The sequence below is a fragment of the Thiorhodovibrio litoralis genome (assembly GCF_033954455.1).
GTDB classification, from domain to species: domain Bacteria; phylum Pseudomonadota; class Gammaproteobacteria; order Chromatiales; family Chromatiaceae; genus Thiorhodovibrio; species Thiorhodovibrio litoralis.
Genome location: NZ_CP121473.1, coordinates 568,415 through 591,082 on the forward strand (window position 1 = coordinate 568,415; position 22,668 = coordinate 591,082).

Consider the following 22,668-nt stretch of genomic DNA (forward strand, 5'->3'; position numbering starts at 1 on the left):
GAGCGAAGAGACCGCGTTTCGCGAATCATCTTCGCTGAGCCTGATTCGCCTGAAGTACACCACCCTGCCGGCTTTGCACCGGCAAGATGGTGTTGAACTCGATCAGACAGCTCAGGCGACGGCTTTGGCAGGGATGCTCACAGCGGCGGATTTATCGCCGTCCTTTTTGCCGCCACAGCTTTTGCCGTCGCCAGCCGTAGCGGTTCCCAGAGCGCCAAAGGCAAGGATCAGGCCGAATGCCAGGGTGCCGAGCAGGTTCATGTTGCGCGTCTTCATCAGTGATTCCTCCGTCCGAAGCAGGATAAGCCAAAGGCTGTATTTCAAGAGTCTCTAAAGAGCGGATTGCGAATCCGCAACCGCCTCGAAACTATAGCTATGGCCTGCGGCGAGATTTCCAAGACCTTCGTCCACCAAGACAGCGGCGTTATACTTTGGCAAAACTTGCCAATCGGGAGCGGGCAACCATGGCGACAATCAACATTTCCCTTTCGGATGATCTGCGCGACTTTGTCAACGAGCAGGTCGTGGCGTCAAGCTATACCAGCACCAGTGAATACCTCCGCCAGCTGATCCGTGAGCACCGCGAAGTGGTGAGATTTCGCACCCTGATCGACGATGGTGCCAGCTCGCCGATAGAAGGCCAGTTTGACAAGGGGTATTTCGACGATCTGCGGAGCCGTGCCAAGCACCGAACGACTGCTACCTGATCGGCAGGCCTGATGGCTAAGCCCGTTATCCGCCGCGAGCGCTCAAGCAAAGATCTGGAGGAAGCGGCTGATTTTCATTTTGCCCAGGGCGGCGAGGCTCTGGAGTTGAGGTTTATCGATGCCATCGAGCGAACTCTGCAACTGATTGCCGAACGGCCCGCGATCGGCTCCCTCCGATACGCCCACCCGCTGCAACGCAGCGGTCTGCGATGCTTCCAAGTCAGGCGATTCCCGTACGTAGTCTTCTATGTCGATCTACCGGATCGGGTCGATGTGTTACGTGTCCTCCACCGCCGTCGCGATATTCCGGCGATCTTGCAGAGTGATCGTGGAGATGGCGCCCCTTGAGGAAAAATAGAACGGGAAGCTTACGATTTCCGATCTGGTTGCTCGAGGGCATAGCGATTGCGCCCCTGCGATTTGGCCAGGTAAAGCTGTTTGTCGGCGGCGGCGGTGAGTTGCTCGGGTTGCAGACTCTGGGTGCAGTAGCAGCTGACCAGGCCGAGGCTGACGGTGACATGGGGGGCGGTGGGCGAGGTCTCGTGCGGGATTTTGAGTGCGATGACGTTGGTGCGGATGCGCTCGGCGATGGCTTTGACATCTTCGAGCGCGCCGGTGTCGGGCAGGATGCAGGCAAACTCCTCGCCACCGTAGCGGGCGGCCAGATCGGTGGCGCGCAACAAGGAGCCATGTATGGAGCAGGCGATGGCGCGCAGGCAGTCGTCGCCGCGTAGATGGCCGTAGGTGTCGTTGTAGAGCTTGAAGTGGTCGATGTCGAGCATGATGACCGTAAGCGGCTCGTGGCTGCGCAGGTGGCGCTGCACTTCACGCTCCAGCACTTCGTCGAAGCGCCGGCGGTTGGCCAGGCCGGTCAGGCCGTCGGTGGTGGCGAGCTCCGTCAGGCGGTCGCGCGCGCGCTTGAGCTCGATGTGATTGCCGACCCGCATGCGCACGATCTGGGGGTTAATCGGCTTGGTGATGTAGTCCACAGCACCCAGCGCCAGGCCGCGCGTCTCGGTCTCGATATCGTCGCGCCCGGTGATGAAGATGACTGGAATATCGGCGGTGTGAGGCTCGGTTTTCAGGCGCGCGCAGATCTCGAAGCCGTCCATGCCGGGCAGCATAATATCGAGCAAGATCAGGTCGGGGTTGGTGCTGGCGGCCAACTCCAGTGCTTTGGCGCCGTCGGTGGCGAAGAGCACTTCATGGTCGTCCATGAATATCTTGGCAATCAGCTCGATGTTGATGGTCTCATCATCGACGATCAGAATCCGTGGCTGGTTCATGCGCGTGTGGTCGGGTGATTGGAGGGCGATTGGGTGGCGATGACCACAGTCTAAATCGAAGCCTAAGTAGAAACCGGAGGAGATGACTGGCCCTAACCCTCAATTAGGAGCAGGAGCGGGAACCTGAGCAGACACAGAAGCAGAAGCCGTCCTCAACTGTTCCACGATAGCACCGAGGTGCTTGCTCGCATTAGGGAAGTCCAGTCTGGCGAGCGCGGCGGCCAGCGCCTCAATGTCCGGGGAGCTGATGCGCGCTTCCAGGGATTGTCGCAGGTTCTGAAAGTCTAGGCGCGCATCAACAGCATTTATGTCTAGCTTGTCACGCAAATGTTGCAGGGCTTCGTCGAGGTCTGTTTGAGACAGCTTCGCGACATCGCTCGCCGGATCGGGCGCGGCGGCGGGAATGCGGACCTCCCCGAGCAGTTGGCGGGCAGCGCTCAGCGCGGCGGGCAGCAGGGTTTCCAGGTGCGCAAGAGCGCTGGCGAGTGACGCGGGTAAATTGGACGCAAGCGGCTGGGCATTCGAGCTCTCCGGGAGCGATTGGGCCGTGGCTTCGATGGCGGCTTCCAGCTCGCGCGCCGCGCGGGCGAGTGACTCCAAGGCCAGGGTCGCGGCGGAACCTTTGAGCGAATGCGCCCGCAGCCGCGCCTGCGCCCAGTGCCCGTCTTGCAGGTGTGCGCGCAGCTCTGGAACCAAGTCCGCAAACTCGGCAACGAAGGTATCGATCAGCTTGACCAGCAGGGCGAGGTCGTCGTTGCAGCGGTGCAGCGCGGCGGCGATCTCAAAGGGCGGACAGTCACGCAGCGGCGGAGGGCCGGCTGAGTTATCCGCGCTTGCATGCCCGGCTTCGCGGGTCATCGGCCAACCCGTCGGCTGTCCGGTCGCCCGCTCCACCGGCCAATCCGTCGCCCCGGCGCTGGCCAACTCCGCGCGCAGCCAGCGTGCCAGGGTGGCAACCAGCTTGTCCAGGTCAATCGGCTTGGTGAGATGCGCGTCCATCCCGGCGGCCAGGCTCTTGGCCTCATCACCGCGCAGCGCATGCGCTGTCATCGCGATGATGGGGAGATGCGACTGGTCGGCTTGGCGCTCTTCCCAGGCGCGAATGCGTCGGGTGGCGGTGAGGCCATCCATGCCCGGCATCTGGATGTCCATCAGCACCAGGTCGAAGGGCTCTGCGGTGACGCGGGCGACCGCGGCTTCTCCGCTGTCGGCGGTCGCGATGCTCGCCCCGAAGGGTCGCAGCAACTCCTCAATCAGCACCCGATTCACCCGGTTGTCATCGGCCACCAGCAGCCGGCGACCCTGCAGGTCGAGCGTTGGCGCTTCGGCGGGGACTGGCTCGTGATCGGTTGCGGAATCCGCGACCCGTTCGAACGCTAGAGCGAAGCCGAAGGTGCTGCCTTGCCCCAACTCGCTCCTGACCCAGAGTGTGCCGCCCATCCGTTCGACCAGCTCCCGGCTGATGGCCAGCCCGAGTCCGGTGCCGCCATAACGGCGGGTGATTGAACTGTCGCCTTGGGCGAAAGGTTCGAACAGCCGCGCCATCTGCTCCTCGCTCATGCCGACGCCGGTATCTCTCACCTCGAAGTCCAGCGTGATTGTGTCAGGCTGCTCCGGGGGGGGCTCGTCCTCTTTTGGCGCAGCGGCAGGCGCGACACGCAGTACCACCTGACCCTGCGTGGTGAATTTAATCGCGTTGTTGATCAGGTTGATCAGCACCTGCCCGAGGCGCAAGCGGTCGCCCTGGAGTTGGTTGGGCAGGTCGGGAGCTAGCTCCAAGCGCAGGGCGACGCCCTTCTCCTGTGCCTTGACGCCCAGGAGACGTTCAATCTGGGTGAGTGCCGGGCGCAGGTGGAAGGGCGCGTGTTCGAGCACCAGCTTGTTCGCTTCAATTTTCGAGAAGTCCAGAATATCGTCGATGATCAGCAGCAGGCTTTGGGCGGCTGTCTGGATTTCGTTTAGGTAGTTGCGCTGATGGTCGGTCAGCTCGGTACGCAGTGTCAGGTGTGTCATACCAAGGACGGCATTCATCGGCGTGCGGATTTCGTGGCTCATGTTGGCGAGGAACTGGCTCTTGGCGCGATTGGCCGCCTCGGCACGCTCGGCCATGGTCATCGCCTCCTGACTGGATGCGCGCAGGGCACGGTTGGCCCGCTCCAGCTCCTGGCGGGAGGCTTCGATCACGGCTTCCGCGCGCTTGCGCTCGCCGACATCCTCAAACACCGCGATGCCACCTGAGATGCGACCAGCGTCGTCGTATAGCGGCGCCACGCGCCCCGATAGCCACACCTCGGCCTCGCTGGTGGTGGCGCGATACAGCCCCTCGAACAGACCCTCCTCGCCGTTGAGTACGGCCTGCAATGCGGGAATCAGGCTCCGATCACGCAGCTTGCCGAGATCGAGACCGATCAGCCGCTCGCGCGTTGACTGGAGGATGGTGGCCAGGCGCTGGTTGCAGTCGAGCAGTTGCAGATCCTGATCGAACAGAAACACGCCGGCCGGGGAGCGCTCGAACAGCAGCCGGTAGCGACGCTCGCTGGCGCGCAGAGCCAGCTCAGCCGCCCGGCGCGCGGAGATGTCGCGGGTGACACCGTAGTAGCCGCTGATCTGGCCCTGGTCATTGCGCATGGGCGCGACATTGATCTCAGTCCAGAGCCAGCCACCGTTCTTGCATTTCTGCTCCAGCTCATAGCATTGGGTGCTGGTGGACTTGGCCTGGGATTCGCGCTCCAGACGCTGGGCGTTGGCCTGCTGGATCTGCTCAATGCCCTCGGGCTTGAGCAGGCTCCAGACGGTCTGGCCAAGCACCTCCTCGCGCGGGAAGCCGCGCAGGCGCTCATCGGCCAGGCTGATGTAGGTGAAGCGCAGATCACTGTCGAGATGCCAGATGATGTCGCTTGAGTGCTCGGTGAGATGGCGGAATTTCTCCTCGCTTTGGCTCAGCTCGTGGCGAATTCGCGCACTCTCTGCCAGGCTCGCGCGCAGGCGGCGATTGATGCGCCGGAACTGCCAGGTAATCGCGAAGCTGAGCAGGATGAGCACCAGCGCGCCGCCCATGGAAAGCCGCAGCCAGGCGGGCAGTGCGCCGCGTTCGGGCGCGCCATAGAGCATGTCCGCGACCGGAAAGTCGCGTTCCAGCATGCCAAGATCGGCATAGACGGCGGCGATGTGCTGCCAGCGACCGGGGTTCATATAGCCGATCTCGACCAGATCGGCGCGAATCAGCTTGGCGGTCTGCTCGGCCTCGAAGGTCAGGAAGGCCCGGCTCGGTGGCGGGTCGCTGATGTCGCGCGCCAGAATGTCGTCTATGACCTCTTGGGGGTGAGCGAGCGCATAGGCCCAGCCGCGCAGACTGGCGTCGAGAAAGGCGGCGACCCGACTCGGATGCCGGTCCAGTTCCGCCTCGCTGGTGAAGAGATTGTCGCCGTAGAAGTCGATCCCGGCCGAGCGCGGCGAGTAGATGGAAAACGGCAGCTCGGCCTGTTGCAGAAAGAAAACTTCGTTGGTTGAGTAGGCAGAAATGGCCTGGGCGCGCCCGTCGATCAGATCGCGGAAGTCAAATTGGTGCTCGATGATATCGATGGTGTCGAGCGGCACGTCCTCGGCCGCCAGATAGGCGAGCAACTCCTCGGCCTGGCGCTCGATCATCACCGGTTTTCCGGCCAGATCATGGATGCTTTGCAGGTCGTTATCGCGCCGCGCGAGCAGCACCAACGGCGAGTGCTGAAAAATGGTCGCCAGCGCCACCACCGGCTGCCCGGCGGCGCGCGCAAGCAGCAGGCTGCTGGTGCCGATGCCGAATTGCGCCCGACCGCTGACCACCTCGGCCACCACGTCGGTGTCGGGGCGGGCTTCGATCAACTCGACCTCCAGCCCGGCGTCACGATAGTAGCCCTGGGTCTGGGCGGCGTAGTAGCCGGCGAACTGGAAGGCGTGGGTCCATTTGAGCTGCACCCGCACCGGCTCGAGCGCGATGCCGGGGGCGGCGTCCAGCAGCAGGGCGGCGAGCAAGCCAACCAGCAGCCCGTGTTGGCGCATGCGGCGGCTGGTGATCTTCATGCCTCAGTGCTCGCGGCCTTGCCGCCATGGAGGCGATCGAGCAGCTGACCTGCGGCGGCAAAATCGAGCCGCTCGATCGCCGCAGCCAGATCATCCAGGGCCAGTGGGTCGCTTGCCTGCGCCAGCAGCGGGCGCAGCTCGGCAAAGGTGCGCCGCGCGCTGATCCGATTGGCGGCAAGCTGCTCGCGCAGCTCCGCCAGACGCGGGCCGATGAGGACGATGGAAGCCGGGGACGGGGCCTGATCGATTGCCTGGGTTGCTTGCCGGTTCGTTGCTGGGCTCGCTTCTGGGCCTGCTTCTGGGCTGGCGTCTGGGGCCTGTTCGGGTTCATGCGCCGGCGCCCTGTCGCACAGCGCTTGTGCGGCCGCGAGCGCGGCGGCGAGTTGCTCGCTCAAGCGTTCGAGTGCTGCGTCCCTGTGCGCGGCAGTGCGTGACAGCGCGGCATCTTCCTTCTGCGCCGACAGTGCTTTTTCAAGCGCGGCGGCGGTGCTGGCGAGCTCGCCGAGTCCCAGGGTGGCAGCGTTGCTCTTAAGCGCATGGAGTTGCTCGCTCGCGGCCCGTGCATTACCGGCCGCAAGCGCGTCACGGATCTGCGCATCGGCCTGCTCAAAGCCCTCGACAAAGCGCGCGATCAGCCGCAGCAGCAGGCGCTGATTGCCGCTGCAACGGGCGCTCGCCGCGCGCAAATCAAACGGCGGCCAGTCCTCAGGCAGCAAACCCCCGGTATCCGGCGCTCGGTCGGGTTGCTGGAGCTCAGAGTCGCGCGGCTTGTCGTCGGCCAGAGCGAGCACGGTTTCCGGATGCGCTGGGGCCGGATGTGCGGTGTCCGGATGCGCTGGGCCTGGCGGCAGCCAGCGCTTGAGCATGGTGGACAGGCTGACAGGGTCGACGGGCTTGGTCAGGTGATCGTTCATGCCCGCGGTCAGGCTCTTGGCGCGATCTGCGGTGAGTGCATGGGCGGTCAGCGCGATGATGGGAACGCCCGGCGCCTGCTCCCCTTCGGCGCGACGGATGCGGCGGGTCGCCTCGAGTCCGTCCAGCTCCGGCATCTGAATGTCCATAAAAATCAGGTCGAAGCGCTGCGCCAGCGCGAGCTCGACGCCGGTTAGCCCGTCGGTTGCGGTGGTGACCCGGACGCCCAGCTCGGCGAGCAGCGCCTTGGCCAGTTCGAGGTTGAGTCGGTTGTCCTCCACCACCAGCACATGGCGACCGCGCAGGCGCGCCCGGTCCAGGGCGGACAGCTCAGGCGCGCCTGGGGGCGCGGAGGCTGCCTCGGCGCGCGAGTGCGGCGGCATCCGCGCCGGTTCGCGGTCGACACGCAGGCGCACGGTGAAGCGGAAGCAGCTGCCCTGCCCGGGTGTGCTCTCGACCTCGATGCGACCGCCCATGCGCTCGATCAAGCTCTTGCTGATGGCGAGCCCGAGGCCAGCGCCCCCATAGCGGCGGGTGGTGGAGCTGTCTCCCTGGGAGAAGACCGTGAACAGACGCGGAAGCTCCTGCTTGTCGATGCCGATACCGGTGTCCCAGACCTCGAATTGAAGCACCTGCTCCTCGGCGTCAGGCGCGGCTGGCAAGGCCGCGACGCGCACGCCAACCGCTCCCTGCTCGGTGAACTTCACCGCGTTGCTGGCGAGGTTGGTCAGCACCTGGCCCAGCCGCAGCGAGTCGCCGATAAACTGTGTCGGTGTGCCGGGCGCGACCTCCAGGTGCAGCGCGAGCCCCTTGCGCTCGGCCGGCTCGCGGATCATGGCCCTCAGGGTGTCGAGCAGAGAGTCCAGCACGAAGGGCCGCTGTTCGAACTCCAGGCGCTCGGCCTCGATCTTGGAGAAGTCGAGGATGTCGTTCAGCAGCGCCAGCAGTTGCTGGGCCGCCGTCATGGTCATGTCGAGGTGCTCGCGTTGCTCCGGGTCGACGGCCTTGCGCTGTGCGAGGTAGGTCATGCCAATGACCGCATTCATGGGCGTGCGAATCTCGTGGCTCATGTTGGCCAGGAAGCGGCTCTTGGCTTGGTTGGCCGCATCGGCCTCCGCCGCCATGGCGTTGGCGTGCTGGATCGACTGATTGAGCGCCTGGTTCAGCCGCTCCTGTGCCTCGCGCGCCTGGCGCTCGCCGAGATACTGCTGGTAGCGACCGAGGGTGGCGGCAAAGTTATCGGCCGCGAGTTGCAGCAGCGCGCGCTCAGTCGGGCTGAAGGAGCGCTCGCGCTCGGTATCGTCGAAACCGACAAAGCCAATCAGATCGCCATCGACGCGCATCGGCTGCATCACACAGGCATTGATGGATTGGGCTTGCAGTAGCTCGCGCGCATCGGCCATCGGTGGCGGCAGCGCGTCGAAGGAGCTGAGGTAGAGTGGCTCGCCGACCAGGAATTGGTCGATCAGACCGGGGAAGGTTTCGAAGGGTACGTTCTGTAGTTCGTCGATCTTGCACTGGACACCCTCGCGACACCATTCGTGCGTGTTTGACCAGGTTCTGGCATTAAGGTCGTTGCTGAAGATGTAGGCGCGACCCGCGTTCAGATGGGTGCCGAGGATTTCCAGACAGCGCGTCAGTCCCTCGTCGATGGTGTCGATCCGTAGGCTGGCATTGGCGAGCGCGAGGCGCGAGGCGATGGCGTGGAAGTCGGTAATTTCTTGCAGGCGCGACTCCGCCTGTTTGCGCTCGGTGATGTTCACGATGATGCCGTCGAGCCACTCGAGCCGCCCGTCTTCGACATAACAGCCGCGTCCGGTTTCCTGCACCCAGAGGCTGCCCCCGTCGCGATGAATGATCCGATAGCTGAGCTCGAAGGGCTCGCGCGCGCTCACGGCCCAGTGCACTTGTTCAGTGACACTGTCGCGATCCTCGGGGTGGATCAGGTCCTCATAGCGGCGCGGCTCCTCGGCCAGAAAGTCCGCTGCCGGGTAGCCACTCAGGACCTCGATGCCGTCGCTGATGTAGTCCATGGGCCAGCCCGGCTCGTTCAGGCAACGGTAGACCACGCCAGGGACACTCTGGACAAGCGAGCGGAATTTGTACTCGCTTTCGCGCAGTGCGCGCTCTTTGGCCCGCGTCAGATTCAGATTGGCCGACAGCGCTGCGGCCGCCTGGGCCTGACGGCGCAGCAGATGCAGCAAGGTCGCAAGCAGTCCGCTCAGCACCAAGGCCGCGAGGGTCCAGCTCAGCATCTGCTGCTGGCGGTGATCGGCAATGGCAGCCATCACAGGCGCGATGTCCTCGCTGATCATCACCGCCAGCGGCCAGTCCTCCATGGTGCGCACCGAGACCATGCGCGGTGTCTCTGCGGTGGACTCGATGATGCGCGATGCCATGCTGCTGGGAGATGCCATGCTGCTGGGAGTGGCGTTCAGTGTGGCGATTTCTGGCACGACGCGACCGACCATGCGCGGCTGCTGCTGCGGTTGCTGCGCGATGATTTCTCCCGCGCGGGTCGTAATGGTCACCGATGTTTCGGGCAGTTGGTCGGTGAAGGCCAGAGCCTCGGCGAGCCACTCCACGCCCATGATGGCAACCACGGCGCCGGCGAATTGATCCTGCGCGTCGAGTACCGGTCGGCTCAGCGCGAGGAAATGATGAGCGGGGTAGATGCGCGAGCCCATTAACTCAGACAGCAGCGGCGTGTCGCGCGGGTCATCGCGATGGCGGACAAAATAGCTGCGATCGGCCACTTCGGGCGGTTCGCCCGGCGACGCCCAGGCGATGATGCTCCCGTCACGGTCAAGCAACAGGAAGTCGAGCACCACCGGCACCTGATCGCCATGCGGGCGCATCACGGCAGCCGCCATAGCGGGGCCGTCGGTTATGGGGCGGATCTGGCGCATTTGCACCAGCGTGCGGTCAAGCTCGGCTAAGCGCGCGAGAACCAGCGACTCTTCAGTGACTGCCAGGCTCTCGGCGCGGGCTCGCGCACTCTCCAGCAGGTGGTCTGCGAGGTCGCGCGTGCCGATGAGATACTGGCTGACAAAGAGACCGAGCAGCAGTAGCCAGAGCAGCACAATTGCAAGCAGTGATTGCCGCTCCCCGCGCGAGCGAGCGGCTCGCGCGGAAGATTCACCCGCAAGTCGGGGGGCGTCAGGCTGTTGGGAGGGTTCGTTCAGCGGAATTCAGGTCACGACATCTGGTGCCGAGCGCCCGGTACGGGCTTCGATCTGCGCGAGTTCGCGCGCGATGAGAATCAAGGGCTCGAGCGCAAGCTGCACGTCCTGATCATGTTTTTCAGGGTCCGGCTCGAAGCGCTCAATATAGACCCGCAGGGTCGCGCCCGAGGTGCCGGTGCCGGACAGGCGCATGACGATGCGCGAGCCGTCCTCGAAGCCGATGCGAATGCCCTGATTGGCTGAGATGCTGCCATCGACTGGGTCGGTGTAGCTGAAGTCATCGGCATAGGCGACCTTGCAGTCGCCGAATTGGCGACCGGGCAGATCGGCAAGCAGCAGGTGCAGGTGATGGACCAAGCCTGTCGCTGCCTCGCTGTCGACGCCTTCGTAGTCGTGGCGGGTGTAGTAGTTGCGGCCAAAGCGCCGCCAATGATCGCGCACGATGGTCGCGACTGACTGGCGCTTGGCGGCAAGTAGATTGAGCCAGAAGAGCACCGCCCAGAGGCCGTCTTTCTCGCGCACGTGGGACGAGCCGGTGCCGAAGCTCTCCTCGCCGCACAGGGTGATGCGCCCGGCATCGAGCAGGTTGCCGAAGAACTTCCACCCTGTTGGCGTCTCGAAGCAGTTCACCCCGAGTGCCTCAGCGACACGATCGGCTGCCTGGCTGGTCGGCATGGAACGCGCCACCCCGGCAATGCCGGCCTTGTAGCCTGGCGCGACCTCGGCATTGGCTGCGAGCACCGCGAGGCTGTCGCTGGGGGTGACAAAGAAATCCCGCCCCAAGATCATGTTGCGGTCGCCGTCGCCATCGGAGGCTGCGGCAAAGTCCAGCCCCTCGGCGCCCTGGGTGAGTTCCACAATCTCGTGCGCATGCACCAGATTGGGGTCGGGATGGCCACCGCCGAAGTCTTCTAGCGGGATGCCGTTGATGACGGTGCCGGGCGCAGCGCCGAGGCGGTTTTCCAGGATTTCGGTCGCATAGGGGCCGGTGACAGCATGCATGGCGTCGAAGCACATGCGGAAGCTGCCGGACTTGAACAAATCGCGAATGGCATCGAAATCAAACAGCGATTCCATCAGCATGGCATAGTCGGCGACCGGGTCGATGACGCTGACGCGCGTGTCGCCGAGTTGAGAGTCGCCGATCTGGTCGAGATCGATCGCGTCCGTCTCCAGGGTTAAGTAGCGCTCAATGTCGGTCGTGCGTTGATAGATGGCATCGGTCACCGACTCGGACGCGGGGCCGCCGGATGCGACATTGAACTTGATGCCGAAGTCTTCATCCGGTCCGCCGGGGTTGTGGCTGGCCGAGAGCACGATGCCGCCCTGGGTGGCATGCTTGCGGATGATGCAGGACACCGCCGGGGTTGAGAGAATCCCGCCTTGGCCGACCAGCACCCGCGCCACGCCATTGGCCGCGGCCATGCGCAGAATGGTCTGGATGGCCTCGCGATTGAAGTAGCGCCCATCGCCACCCACGACCAGGGTGCCGCCGTGCAGGGTGGCCTGGGTGTCGAAAATGGCCTGAACGAAGTTCTCGAGATAGTGCGGTTGTTGAAAGACTTTGACCTTTTTGCGCAGGCCCGAGGTGCCCGGTTTCTGCCCCTCGAACGTTGGTGTGCTGACAACTTTTGGTTCCATCTGCAAAACCCTTGAAAACGCGGTGGATAGCCTCTATCGACGGGCGCGACGAGGAAGCTGTGGAACCCTGATTGTAACCCCATGATCCTGTGCGACAATGGGCGATTGATTTTGGCGTTGGCTGCCGCCAGTGGCCGACTGGAAAAAACATTGAGGTAAAACCGATCCATGACAGACTCTACTCAGCCAGACTCTACTCAAAAGGAAACCCTGGAATTTCAGGCCGAGGTCAGCCATGTCCTCGACTTGGTCATTCGCTCGCTCTACTCCAACAAGGAGATCTTCATGCGTGAGCTGGTCTCCAACGCCTCGGACGCGGCGGAGAAGTTGCGCTTCGAGGCGCTGACCGATGCCAGCTTGTTCGAAGATGACCCCGAGCTGCGGGTGCGGGTCCTGGTCGATAAGGACGCCGGCACCGTCACCGTCTCGGACAACGGCATTGGTTTGAGCCGCCAGGAGGTGGTCGAGACCATCGGCAGTATCGCCAGCTCCGGCACCCGCCGCTTCGTCGAGGCGCTCAAGGACCGCCAGGGCGCGCCTGGGGATGGCGCCAAAGAGGATGACGCCAAAAAAGAGGGCACTAAGGAAGGCGATGCCGCCACTGACGGCACCCTGATCGGCCAGTTCGGCGTCGGCTTCTACTCCGCCTTTATCGTCGCCGATAAGGTCACACTCGTCTCCCGCCGCGCCGGCCTTGGCGCCGAGCATGGCGTACGTTGGGAGTCCGACGGCCGTGGCAGCTACACGCTCGAGACCTTAGACAAGCCCGGCCGCGGCACCGATGTCATCCTGCATCTGAAAGAGGACGAGAAGGAATTTGTCGACGACTGGCGCCTGCGCTCCATCATCAGCAAATTCTCCGACCACATCGCCGTGCCGGTGGAGATGCTCAAGCAGGACTTCCGCAGCGACGAAGAGAAGGAAAAGGACAAGCAGGAAGGCAAGGAGGATGCACCTGAGTACGAGCGCGTCAACACCGGCCAGGCGCTATGGATGCGCAACAAGTCGGATATCTCCGATGACGACTACAAGAGCTTCTATAAGCACATCTCGCATGACTTTGAAGAGCCGCTCTCCTGGGCGCACAACCGCGTTGAGGGCACCAACGAGTACACCACGCTATTGTTCGTCCCCAAGCGCGCGCCCTGGGATATGTGGGACCGCGACCAGAAGCATGGCGTCAAGCTCTACGTGCGGCGCGTTTTCATCATGGACGAGGCCGACAAGCTGATGCCGCACTATCTGCGGTTTGTGAAGGGCGTGGTGGACTCCAACGACCTGCCGCTCAATGTCTCGCGCGAGATCCTGCAACATAACCGCAAGATTGACACCATTCGCGGCGCCAACGTCAAGCGGGTACTCGGCCTGCTCGAGACCATGGCCAAGGATGAGCCCGACAACTACAAGGCCTTCTGGAAGGAATTCGGCCGGGTAATCAAGGAAGGCCCGGCTGAGGACTTCGCTAACCGTGAGCGCATCGCCGGCCTGCTGCGTTTCTCCACCACGGTGGGCGAGGGCGATGAGCAGGACACCTCGCTCGATGCCTACATTGAGCGCATGAAGGAAGGCCAGGACAAAATCTACTACATCACCGCCGACAGCCCTGCCGCTGCGCGCCACAGCCCCCACCTGGAGGTGTTCCGCAAGAAGGAGATTGAAGTCCTGCTGCTCTCCGACCGCGTCGACGAATGGCTAGTGTCCAACCTAAGCGAATACAAAGGCAAGCACCTGCAGTCCGTCACCAAGGGCGAGCTGGACTTAGGCGAAATCGGCGCCGCGGAGGAAAAGGAAAAGACCGAGAAGGCCGAGAAAGAGCACAAGGACCTGTTCAAGCGCCTGAAAGACGCCCTTGGCGACCGGGTCGATTCGGTGCGCCCCTCCAGCCGTCTGGTGGATTCTCCGGCCTGCATCGTGGTTGGCGCCCATGACATGAGCGCCAACCTCGCGCGCGTGCTGAAATCCGTCGGCCAGGATGCGCCGGATAGTAAGCCGATCCTGGAGCTGAACTTGGACCACCCGATGGTGCGCCGGCTGGAATCGGAAAGCGATGACAGCCGCTTCAAGGACCTGGGCCTGATCCTGCTCGACCAGGCCGAACTCGCCGAAGGCGGTCAGCTCGATGATCCAGCAGCCTTCGTCGGGCGGCTGAACAAGCTGATGCTCGGGCTGTTTATGACCGGGGGCTGATGCACGGCTGTTACCTGGTGCCGGCTCCGCGTCCCGCTGGGAACGCGGAGCCGGCTGCTGTTGGTGCTGGAACGGGACCGGGAACGGGAGGGGCAGCCAAAGTTTGCTCCGCACCCGCCTCTGTGGCAGCCTAGCGCGGCCAACTTAAACTACTATGAGGGCTTCAGCACATGCGCGTCATTCTTCTTGGCGGGCCGGGGGCAGGTAAAGGTACCCAGGCGGCTTTCATCACTGAGCATTTCAAGATTCCGCAAATTTCCACTGGCGACATGCTGCGCGCGCAGGTCAAATCGGGCAGCGAGCTGGGCAAGGCAGCCAAGGCCATCATGGACGCAGGCGGGCTGGTGTCGGACGACATCATCATGGCCATGGTCAAGGAACGCATCGCCGAGGACGACTGCCAGAATGGCTTTTTGTTCGACGGATTCCCGCGCACCCTCGCCCAGGCCGATGGGCTTAAGGCCGGCAAGGTGTTTGTTGACGCCGTTGTCGAGATTGCTGTGCCGGACGAGGAGATCATCAAGCGCATGTCCGGGCGGCGTGTGCATCTGGCCTCTGGGCGCACGTATCACGTTGTTTTCAATCCGCCCAAGGAGGAAGGCAAGGACGATATCACCGGCGAGCCGCTGATCCAGCGCGACGATGACAAGGAAGAAACCGTCTGCAAGCGCCTCGAGGTCTATCATGAGCAGACCAGTCCGCTGATCAACTACTACTCGAGCTGGGCCGAGCAGGGTGGCGAAGGCGCCCCGCGTTACTGCAAGGTTGAGGGGGTGGGCGGCGTCGATCAAGTGCGCGAGCACATCCTCAAGACCCTGTCCTGACGCAATGCCGATGCGCGTGGCCCGCGTGACGACCGGGCGCGCGGGGCCTTGCTGTCGGGCTTGATGGCAAGGTGATGACAGCGCACCGACGGCGCATCACTGCAGTCTGCGGGCGATTTTTTTCGTGTAATTATATTGCGCTATGAGCTGTGGCGCGGCTCCTGTCGGAGTTGAGCGAATCTGTTACACTGGGCAGCGTCTTGTAACCAGATGCTAAACAAACAGGAGTTGGTCATGGCAGTCATCGAATTGACGAGTGAGAATTTCGAGTCCACGATCACACAAAACCCCTTTGTTCTTGTTGATTATTGGGCGCCCTGGTGCGGCCCCTGTCGTTCGTTCGCGCCTGTCTATGAAAAGGTCTCGAATGATCACGAAGACATCGTCTTCGCCAAGGTCAACACGGAGCAAGAGCAACAACTGGCGGCGCATTTCCAGATTCGCTCCATTCCCACGCTGATGATCTTCCGCGATCAGGTCATCATCTTCTCGCAGGCCGGTGCGCTGCCGGAGGCATCCTTCCGCGATCTGCTGACCCAAGCCAGCGAGCTCGACATGGACAAGGTGCGTGCCGATATGGAGCAACAACAGGCCGCGGCCAACAGCTGAGGCTTGGCGTTCGCGAATTTCACCCGCCAGAGTCTTCCAGAAAGAGTCTTCCAGAAACTGTGCCTGGCATTGCGACACCCTGGCTCCGTGGCCCCACGGTCGGCGCCCTGCTTGAGTTGCTGGAGGAGAACTACCAGCTGCTGTTGTGCCTGGCACCCGACCTGCGCCGGTTGGCGGGAGGGCATCGGGCGTCCGGGCAGGGCACCGACCTGTACCTTGATGTCATCGACCAGGCGCGTTACACGACAACCCTGCGTCTCACCTATCGCTTCCCGTCCCAGGATGACTCCCTAAGCCAAAATCATTTGGGGTGCCAAAATGACCCCCTGAATGGTGAGACCGACCAGACGCAAGCCTGGCATGCCGACCCGGACGCCTACTTGCGCGTCTGTCACGATGCCCGACAGGTCGAGGTGATCTCGCTGCGTCAGACCGTGCTGCCGCTGTTTGGAGAAGACCGGCTGGCAACGCTGCAGTCAAAGTGGGACGCGAACTGGTTTCTCGCAAAATGGCTGGGGTACTGCGTGCGCGAGGACTACCGGTTCTTCCCGGCCCGCCCGCGCCCGCGCCCTGCCAAGACGTTGGATTCCGCGCCCGCCTGCTGACAGCTCGACATGGTTGAAAAATATTCGCAACCCCGATGCTTGACAATTGTTCGCTTAAAACCTAGTTATAGGGTAGGGTATTACAGCCGTCATGCGATGGCGGCGAATGGACTTGGGGTATGCGATCATGAGACTTTCCACCAAAGGCAGGTACGCGGTGACGGCGATGCTGGATCTGGCGTTGCACGACGGCCAGGGGCCTGTGACACTCTCGGGTATTTCAGAAAATCAGGGGATCTCTCTGTCCTACCTAGAACAGCTTTTCTCCGCCTTGCGCGCCAAAAGCCTGGTGCGTGGCGTGCGCGGGCCGGGAGGCGGCTATTACCTGGGCAGGGAATCCAGTGAGATTTCCATCGCCGACATTATTTGCGCTGTCGACGAGTGGGTTGAATTCACACGGTGCGGCGGGCGGGAAAACTGTCGCAACGGGCAGAAGTGCCTGACCCACAGCCTGTGGGACCAGCTCAGTGACGAGATCTTCGGCTTTTTGAGTAACATCTCTTTGAAAGACTTGGTCGAGCGCGGCGGCAAGCGTGATCCGCTGTTTTCACCCAATGTGCATCTGGCGGCTGACCCGCTGAAAAAGCAGGCTGCCTGAGAGGAATATGAGTCACTTGCCGGACTTGCTCGCTGATACCCAGGATCTCCTGACTATTGGTGACTTTGTTCGCTGGGCCACCAGCCGCTTTCAGCAAGCCGGCCTGTTCTTCGGCCATGGCACCGGCAATGCGCTCGATGAGGCCTGCTGGCTGGTCGCGGATGCCTTGCATCTCGATCTTCCGCTTGGCGGCGATCTTTACCCCTGCCGACTCACTCCAGGTGAGCGTGACGAGGTTGCGGCCCTGCTGCAGCGTCGAGTGCGCGAGCGCATCCCGGCGGCCTACCTGACCGGGCATGCCTGGTTTGCTGGGCTTGAGTTTTCAGTCGATCAAAGCGTCATGATCCCGCGCTCGCCCATTGCGGAGCTGGTTGAAGCCCGGTTCGCGCCCTGGCTCGACGCGGAGCGGATGACAGCGGTGTTAGACCTGTGCGCCGGCAGTGGCTGCATCGGCATTGCTGCGGCTGCGCATCTGCCGCAGGTGCGGGTCGATCTCGCAGAGCGCTCGCCGGCGGCCCTGCAGGTCGCGGTCAGCAACCTGCAACGCCTGACAGACGCCGCCGGGCTCGAGGACCGGGTGCGCGTGATTGAGTCGGACTTGTTCACCGCGCTGTCGGGATTCCAATACGATCTTATCCTCTCCAATCCGCCCTATGTCGGCCAAGCCGAGCTTGCCACCCTCCCGCCCGAATACGCCCATGAGCCGGTGGCTGCCTTCGCCGCCGGCGAGCAGGGGCTTGATTTGGTTCTGCGCATTCTTCGCGATGCGCCGGAGTATCTCACCGACCAAGGGGCGCTGATCGTTGAAGTCGGTAACACCGCAGCTGTGCTACAGGAGCGGTTGCCGCAGGTGCCATTCCTGTGGCTAGAGTTCGAGCGCGGCGGCGAGGGCGTTTTTCTGCTCCATCGCGAGCAGCTGATCGATTATCATGGGAAGTTCGCACAGGCAGCGACAGCGAACTGACGCTTGCAATAATTCAGCGCCAATGATGTTGTGCCGACCAATTCATGCCAACACTTTCATATTAGACCCATGCTTGACCAAACGCAGACCTCCCAAGCGCAGATGGCCGATCAGCGCACCGTTTTCGACCTCGACCTGATCAAGCGCTACGACCAGAGCGGCCCGCGCTATACCTCCTACCCCACCGCGGTCGAATTCCACGATGGCTTCAACGAGGCCGCCTACCGCGCCACCTGCGAACGCAGCAACTCGAGCAAGCGTCCGCTGTCGCTGTATTTTCACATCCCTTTCTGCGACACCCTGTGCTTCTACTGCGCCTGCAACAAGGTCGCCACCAAAGATCGCAGCCTCGCCCAGCCTTACCTCGAGCGCATGTACCGCGAGATGGAGATGCAGAGCGCGCTCTTTGATGATGACCGCGTGGTCGAGCAACTCCACTGGGGCGGCGGCACCCCGACCTTCATCAGCCAGCAGCAGATGCGTGAGCTGATGGATCAGACGCGCAAGAATTTCCGCCTGCTTGATGATGACAGCGGTGAGTATTCCATTGAGATCGACCCGCGCGAGGCCGGAGGCGACACCGTCAAGCTGCTGCGTGAGCTGGGCTTTAACCGCATGAGCCTCGGCGTGCAGGATTTTGACACCAAGGTGCAGAAAGCCGTCAACCGCATTCAGACCGAGGCTGAAACCATGGCAGTGCTTGAGGCCGCGCGCAAGGTTGGCTTTGGCTCTATCAGCATCGATCTCATCTACGGCCTGCCCTTCCAGGACCCGGATGAATTCAGCAAGACACTCGATAAGGTCATCGATGCCGCGCCCGAGCGGGTGTCGGTATTCAACTACGCCCACCTGCCATCACGCTTCAGCCCGCAGCGACGCATCAAGGATGATGATCTGCCGCCGCCTCAGGTCAAACTCGACATCTTGCAAATGACCATCGAGCGCCTGACCGACGCCGGTTGGCTCTACATCGGCATGGACCATTTCGCCCGTCCGGACGATGAGCTGGCGCTGGCGCAGCGCAATGGCACCCTCTATCGCAACTTCCAGGGCTACTCCACCCATGCCGACGCCGACCTGATTGGCCTGGGTGTCACCTCCATCGGCAAGGTGGCCAACACCTATGGCCAGAACCAGCGCGAGATGGAAGCCTACAACGCCGACATCGACGCCGGCCGCCTAGCCGTCTTCCGCGGCATTGAGCTCAATCGCGACGACGAACTGCGCCGCGATGTCATCACCCGCCTCATCTGCAACTTCAAGCTCGACTACGCCGAGGTCGAGCGCGTGTGGGACATTCAGTTTAGCGACTACTTCGCTACAGGCCTGAGCAAACTGAAGAACATGGAAGCCGATGGCCTGCTCGAAACTGACGCTGGTGGCATCCGCGTCCTGCCCAAAGGCCGACTACTCATCCGCAACATCTGCATGGCCTTCGACGCCTACCTCGAGGCCAAGCAAGGGCCGGTTGGCTTCTCGAAAGTGATCTGAGCGGGGCGCTCAGGTGGATACGGCAGGAGAGGGTCGAGGAGGAGGGTAAAGACACGCGACCCAAGCAAAACCTGCTTGAGTCTGTATCTGCGGGATAGCAGCGAGTGAGCAATTAGCTCACCGCTGCTATTCAGTTAGCAATTTCCAGTTGGAAATTATTTCTTGACAGCAGGCCAGATCGTCACATCGGCGGTGAACTCGCCAAAGTCTCTCACAAGCAGGCTGTCTTTGTGGACAAGGACGGAGCCTACATTGTCGAAGAGTTCAACGCGCGCTTCATTTGCGACACCGCGACTGGCGATGACCTCAACTATGCCGTCGCCATTCAAATCTTCTGCAGATGGCCGGACAGCACCTGAGCTGCCACCGTATTCTTGACCCGAAAGCTCCGCAAAACCAAAGGGCAGCAAATAGCCATCCGGCTCCGAGTGGAAGAGTTCCATGGTGCCGTCAGCACCCTCACCGAGGCCAAGAATGACGTCGTCGCGTCCGTCCTGGTCGAGATCCCCGGTTGCTGGCCAGGTTTCCCCGTTAACGCCGGCATAATCAAGCCAGCTCAAGGAAAAAAACTGGTCGTCACTGCCTAACAAGGCGCTTGGCTGCCCGGGTTCGGAGGGAGTCATTCCGGTGATGCCATCTTTAATGACAAAATTCCCGCCACCGTTGCTATTGGCAATGTTCGCAGTCGTGCCAAGGCCGATAATCAATTCTGAAACACTGTCGCCGTCGATATCACCGAGCGCTGGCCGTGTTTCGCCGTTCATCTGTGCGTACTCTGGCCAGCCAACTTCCGTCCAGCCGGAACTCACAAGGGTACCATTACCCTGGTCGTCCTCCTGGTAGGAGAAGACTTGCATCATACCGCCACCGCCGGCACCGAGCCCGACGATAATCTCGGCGCGGCCATCACCGTCGATGTCCCCGACCGCAGGAAGGGTCTCACCGTTTTGGCTGTTGTAGTCGACCCAGTCGATTTTTCCCCATGCCAAGGGCGTGAGGTCGTCATCGAAAACCTGAAAAATACCGCCCGGAACACCGGGAACGCCTTGAACAGGTCCTAGCCCAATGACCAGCTCGTCGCGGCCATCACCGTCGATGTCACCCGTTGCCGGGCGAGTTTCGCCGCTCAGCGCGTTGTATTCTGGCCAATCCAACAGGACGCGGTTTTCTTCGAGCCAATCAGGACTCAAGACCGATGTCCATCCACCATCTTGCGGGTAGGGACCGAACCCGGTGAGCAATTTTGGAATCACCGGGGCTTCGGCGGTGGCTGGCGAGAGGTCTGTGCTCGGGTCGCTACCATCGGCGAGGCTGCGTCCGCTAGCCTTTCTGCTGTTTGCCTGTCTGGAATTACCGACAGCACCGGCAGGGGAGCGAATTTGGTCTGATCTCGTGGGTCGAACCTGAGATTGGGTTTGAGGTTGGGCCTGGACCTCGTTCGATGCGGGCGACTCATTTCCTTGGCCGTCGTAAGCAGTCACAATAAAGTAGAAGGGCTGGTTGCCAGCGAGGCCACCAATACTATGTTGGGTGGTTTTGCCGACGTCGATGACCTCGGTGTAAGTGCCGGAGGCATTTCCGTAGTGGACGCGATACCCTGCCACTCGGCTGTCATCAACCGGGTCCCATGCAAGGTTGTATGTGGCTGCAAAAACGATCGAACTCGATAAACAGAACAACCCGCACAAAGCAGTTGTGGTATGCTTTGTGCTAGTATATCTTGTGCTAAATGCCGCCATCGTCTGGTAACCTCCTGTAGGTTCTGCCCTCGGGGTTCTATCCTAAATAATAGCAGGTTCCCGGAAAAATACGTCCTAAATCAGCCGCGTTCACTTGGCCGGCGATTGGTTGTTCGTGGATAAGTGGTCTGCGTCGATCACGGTTCCTAGCACTCGTAGCCCGAGGTAACGCGCCATTTGACGCTCGGACTTGAACGCTGCGTTTAAAAGCTCCTTGATGCCAACGACCAGCAAGAAGGTGATCATCAAGGCTGCAAAAGTGATCAGTGCTGGCGTCAGTTTTGCCCAGTGGAACGGAGAGCTTGCGCTGCCGGTGACAATGGATTGTTCCGGGTTCAGCACTGCTTGCGCCGGGGGTTGTTGGCCGTCGGCGCTTGAGCCTTCCGGTGTCGAAGCCGGTGTCGAAGTTTGGCCCGCGCGAGTGCTGCCGCTCTGAGCGCGTCTGATGAGCCGCTGGGAAAAAAATTCGACCAAGGCGACCCCAAGGGTTTCGCTCTGACCTTGGTAGCGGATGCGCAACTCCCCGGGCGAGGTGCGCTCGAAGGTCATGGTGTCGTGCACCACGCGGCCTAGGGCAAATTCGTTCAGCTGGACGTTATCAGGCAGCATTCCGGTCAGGCTCAATTGCTTACGGAGTTGCATCGTCGCGAACTGTTCGTTGAATAAACCCTCTGGCTCAGCAAGCAGCTGGGATAGCGGGATGACGTTGACCGGGCTATCGCTTGCTGCGATGGGCGGATCGCCCGCGAACGAAAACGCCTGGTATGCGAATGAAAGGTCCGGGCGGATGACGGCCCAGCCGCCGACGAGAAGCGAGACCGCAACAATGACCAACAGCCATGCCTTGTGCGCAACAATTGCGTGGCGGTATCGTCGAAAAAAGAAAAACATGGATTTAGTGCCAACCTAGCGGGTTTTCTGGGGGCGGAGTTGGTTATTCACAACGCCGAGGATATTCACGCCGGCACCCTCCAGTATTTTTTGGGATCTCCGGACATTTTGCCTTAGGGAAACGCCTGCTTGTACAACGAGAACCACGCCATCGGCGATTGCGCCGAGGATGACCGGGTCCATCATCTGGCGATTGGTCGGTATGACCGATGACGCATCAATGATGATAAATTGGTAAGACTGCTTGGCCTCCTCGATCAAGCGAGTGGCGATTTTGTACCAACCGCTGACCGAATGCGGCTCTTGGCGGCCGTGATCGGCAGGCGCTGTGATCATGTCGCAGTTTTCGATGCCGGTGGGGCGTGCAAGTTCCGCCACGCTGGCCGTTGTGTAGCGGTCAATCGTTTCCCCGATACCGAGTCCGAAGTACCCATGCAGGGCGGGGCGGAACCAGTTGCAATCAACCGCCAGAACAGAGCCTCTCCCCAGTAGCGCCGCCGACGCAGCAAGGGTGGCGGTCGTCAAGGTTTTCCCCTCATCGCGACATGCGCTCGTGACCAGCAGCGAGGCCGTCGGCTGGCGCCCGAGGGCATTGTCAACAGCGAGGAAAATTCGCCTTGATTCAGCGGCTTGCTCAAGGACTTTGCGGCGGTCCTCCAGCTCCTTCATGGTTCCGCTCCTGGCGTCAACTGCGCGCGGCACCATGCCCGGTTGCTCAAGATGGCAAAGGCGTCGTCAGGGCTCGGAGGCTGAGGTACGTCAGATCTCATGGGGCGGATCTCATGGAGGGCGGGACTCTATTAACGGTTGGGTTCGATATTGATCAATATCGGACAGAACAGCAAAGGTTACAACCAATCTCGGTTTTCAGCAACGACCGGGGCCAACAATTGAGCGGGGCATGGACGCTCATCGCCTTCTCAAAGGCCTGCTTCGGGGTGATAATGCCCGAGAAGGCGCCAAGACTGCA

The 22,668-nt window shown here is 61.9% G+C and carries 17 protein-coding genes; 9 read left to right on the forward strand and 8 right to left on the reverse strand.

The features are described 5' to 3' along the window. Positions 1 to 111 precede the first annotated feature (111 nt). Positions 112 to 276, reverse strand: coding sequence for a hypothetical protein (locus tag Thiosp_RS02605; protein WP_009148119.1), 165 nt, complete (start codon positions 274 to 276; stop codon positions 112 to 114). Positions 277 to 464: 188 nt separating this feature from the next. Between Thiosp_RS02605 and Thiosp_RS02610 the strand changes: the two genes are divergently transcribed. Both Thiosp_RS02610 and Thiosp_RS02615 read left to right on the forward strand, forming a co-directional pair. After that, positions 465 to 707, forward strand: coding sequence for a ribbon-helix-helix domain-containing protein (locus Thiosp_RS02610; RefSeq protein ID WP_201068829.1), 243 nt, complete (start codon positions 465 to 467; stop codon positions 705 to 707). 12 nt (positions 708 to 719) lie between these two features. After that, positions 720 to 1,055, forward strand: coding sequence for a type II toxin-antitoxin system RelE/ParE family toxin (locus tag Thiosp_RS02615; protein WP_242518934.1), 336 nt, complete (start codon positions 720 to 722; stop codon positions 1,053 to 1,055). Between the two features lie 20 nt (positions 1,056 to 1,075). On the opposite strand, the gene Thiosp_RS02620 is transcribed toward Thiosp_RS02615, so the two are convergent. From Thiosp_RS02620 to Thiosp_RS02635, 4 genes are all read right to left on the reverse strand, one after another. After that, positions 1,076 to 1,993: a diguanylate cyclase gene (locus tag Thiosp_RS02620; RefSeq protein ID WP_201068828.1), complete on the reverse strand. Its 918-nt coding sequence runs from the start codon at positions 1,991 to 1,993 to the stop codon at positions 1,076 to 1,078. 99 nt (positions 1,994 to 2,092) lie between these two features. After that, positions 2,093 to 6,052 carry an ABC transporter substrate-binding protein gene (locus Thiosp_RS02625; protein WP_201068827.1) on the reverse strand — a complete coding sequence of 1,320 codons (3,960 nt, stop codon included), beginning with the start codon at positions 6,050 to 6,052 and terminating at the stop codon, positions 2,093 to 2,095. Continuing rightward, the gene (locus Thiosp_RS02630) at positions 6,049 to 10,047 is read right to left on the reverse strand and encodes an ATP-binding protein (RefSeq protein WP_201068826.1); all 3,999 of its coding nucleotides are present in this window, start codon (positions 10,045 to 10,047) and stop codon (positions 6,049 to 6,051) included. Before Thiosp_RS02630 ends, Thiosp_RS02625 begins: the two co-directional genes overlap by 4 nt. A gap of 108 nt (positions 10,048 to 10,155) precedes the next feature. Continuing rightward, positions 10,156 to 11,790 (reverse strand): alpha-D-glucose phosphate-specific phosphoglucomutase, encoded by a 1,635-nt coding sequence (locus Thiosp_RS02635; protein WP_201068825.1) that lies wholly within the window; start codon positions 11,788 to 11,790, stop codon positions 10,156 to 10,158. A gap of 168 nt (positions 11,791 to 11,958) precedes the next feature. Between Thiosp_RS02635 and htpG the strand changes: the two genes are divergently transcribed. The 7 genes from htpG (at position 11,959) to hemN (ending at position 19,068) form a co-directional block, all read left to right on the forward strand. Further along, positions 11,959 to 13,977, forward strand: coding sequence for a molecular chaperone HtpG (gene htpG / locus Thiosp_RS02640; protein WP_201068824.1), 2,019 nt, complete (start codon positions 11,959 to 11,961; stop codon positions 13,975 to 13,977). Between the two features lie 170 nt (positions 13,978 to 14,147). Beyond that, the gene (gene adk, locus Thiosp_RS02645) at positions 14,148 to 14,801 is read left to right on the forward strand and encodes an adenylate kinase (RefSeq protein ID WP_201068823.1); all 654 of its coding nucleotides are present in this window, start codon (positions 14,148 to 14,150) and stop codon (positions 14,799 to 14,801) included. Positions 14,802 to 15,035: 234 nt separating this feature from the next. Further along, positions 15,036 to 15,410 carry a thioredoxin gene (gene trxA / locus Thiosp_RS02650; protein ID WP_201068822.1) on the forward strand — a complete coding sequence of 125 codons (375 nt, stop codon included), beginning with the start codon at positions 15,036 to 15,038 and terminating at the stop codon, positions 15,408 to 15,410. A gap of 59 nt (positions 15,411 to 15,469) precedes the next feature. Further along, positions 15,470 to 16,015 carry a DUF1249 domain-containing protein gene (locus tag Thiosp_RS02655; RefSeq protein WP_201068821.1) on the forward strand — a complete coding sequence of 182 codons (546 nt, stop codon included), beginning with the start codon at positions 15,470 to 15,472 and terminating at the stop codon, positions 16,013 to 16,015. 127 nt (positions 16,016 to 16,142) lie between these two features. Further along, positions 16,143 to 16,613: an Rrf2 family transcriptional regulator gene (locus Thiosp_RS02660; RefSeq protein ID WP_201068895.1), complete on the forward strand. Its 471-nt coding sequence runs from the start codon at positions 16,143 to 16,145 to the stop codon at positions 16,611 to 16,613. Between the two features lie 7 nt (positions 16,614 to 16,620). Then, a complete protein-coding gene (prmB, locus tag Thiosp_RS02665; RefSeq protein WP_201068820.1) occupies positions 16,621 to 17,577 on the forward strand; it encodes a 50S ribosomal protein L3 N(5)-glutamine methyltransferase in 957 nt (318 codons plus the stop codon). 69 nt (positions 17,578 to 17,646) lie between these two features. Then, the gene (hemN, locus tag Thiosp_RS02670) at positions 17,647 to 19,068 is read left to right on the forward strand and encodes an oxygen-independent coproporphyrinogen III oxidase (protein ID WP_201068819.1); all 1,422 of its coding nucleotides are present in this window, start codon (positions 17,647 to 17,649) and stop codon (positions 19,066 to 19,068) included. A 155-nt stretch (positions 19,069 to 19,223) separates the two neighbouring features. Here the strand turns inward: hemN and Thiosp_RS02675 are convergent, their stop codons facing one another. The 3 genes from Thiosp_RS02675 to Thiosp_RS02685 form a co-directional block, all read right to left on the reverse strand. Next, positions 19,224 to 20,807: an FG-GAP-like repeat-containing protein gene (locus tag Thiosp_RS02675; RefSeq protein WP_201068818.1), complete on the reverse strand. Its 1,584-nt coding sequence runs from the start codon at positions 20,805 to 20,807 to the stop codon at positions 19,224 to 19,226. A 90-nt stretch (positions 20,808 to 20,897) separates the two neighbouring features. Beyond that, on the reverse strand, positions 20,898 to 21,698 hold the full coding sequence (locus Thiosp_RS02680) for a hypothetical protein (RefSeq protein WP_201068817.1): 801 nt from the start codon (positions 21,696 to 21,698) through the stop codon (positions 20,898 to 20,900). Between the two features lie 15 nt (positions 21,699 to 21,713). After that, positions 21,714 to 22,367: a P-loop NTPase family protein gene (locus Thiosp_RS02685; RefSeq protein WP_201068816.1), complete on the reverse strand. Its 654-nt coding sequence runs from the start codon at positions 22,365 to 22,367 to the stop codon at positions 21,714 to 21,716. Positions 22,368 to 22,668 lie beyond the last annotated feature (301 nt).

What these genes read in the sequence shown, in the direction of transcription:
- Thiosp_RS02605 (WP_009148119.1), bottom strand. Translation starts at nt 276, where the DNA reads ATGAAGACGCGCAACATGAACCTGCTCGGCACCCTGGCATTCGGCCTG.
- Thiosp_RS02610 (WP_201068829.1), top strand. Translation starts at nt 465, where the DNA reads ATGGCGACAATCAACATTTCCCTTTCGGATGATCTGCGCGACTTTGTC.
- Thiosp_RS02615 (WP_242518934.1), top strand. Translation starts at nt 720, where the DNA reads ATGGCTAAGCCCGTTATCCGCCGCGAGCGCTCAAGCAAAGATCTGGAG.
- Thiosp_RS02620 (WP_201068828.1), bottom strand. Translation starts at nt 1,993, where the DNA reads ATGAACCAGCCACGGATTCTGATCGTCGATGATGAGACCATCAACATC.
- Thiosp_RS02625 (WP_201068827.1), bottom strand. Translation starts at nt 6,052, where the DNA reads ATGAAGATCACCAGCCGCCGCATGCGCCAACACGGGCTGCTGGTTGGC.
- Thiosp_RS02635 (WP_201068825.1), bottom strand. Translation starts at nt 11,790, where the DNA reads ATGGAACCAAAAGTTGTCAGCACACCAACGTTCGAGGGGCAGAAACCG.
- htpG (WP_201068824.1), top strand. Translation starts at nt 11,959, where the DNA reads ATGACAGACTCTACTCAGCCAGACTCTACTCAAAAGGAAACCCTGGAA.
- adk (WP_201068823.1), top strand. Translation starts at nt 14,148, where the DNA reads ATGCGCGTCATTCTTCTTGGCGGGCCGGGGGCAGGTAAAGGTACCCAG.
- trxA (WP_201068822.1), top strand. Translation starts at nt 15,036, where the DNA reads ATGGCAGTCATCGAATTGACGAGTGAGAATTTCGAGTCCACGATCACA.
- Thiosp_RS02660 (WP_201068895.1), top strand. Translation starts at nt 16,143, where the DNA reads ATGAGACTTTCCACCAAAGGCAGGTACGCGGTGACGGCGATGCTGGAT.
- prmB (WP_201068820.1), top strand. Translation starts at nt 16,621, where the DNA reads ATGAGTCACTTGCCGGACTTGCTCGCTGATACCCAGGATCTCCTGACT.
- hemN (WP_201068819.1), top strand. Translation starts at nt 17,647, where the DNA reads ATGCTTGACCAAACGCAGACCTCCCAAGCGCAGATGGCCGATCAGCGC.
- Thiosp_RS02675 (WP_201068818.1), bottom strand. Translation starts at nt 20,807, where the DNA reads ATGGCGGCATTTAGCACAAGATATACTAGCACAAAGCATACCACAACT.
- Thiosp_RS02680 (WP_201068817.1), bottom strand. Translation starts at nt 21,698, where the DNA reads ATGTTTTTCTTTTTTCGACGATACCGCCACGCAATTGTTGCGCACAAG.
- Thiosp_RS02685 (WP_201068816.1), bottom strand. Translation starts at nt 22,367, where the DNA reads ATGAAGGAGCTGGAGGACCGCCGCAAAGTCCTTGAGCAAGCCGCTGAA.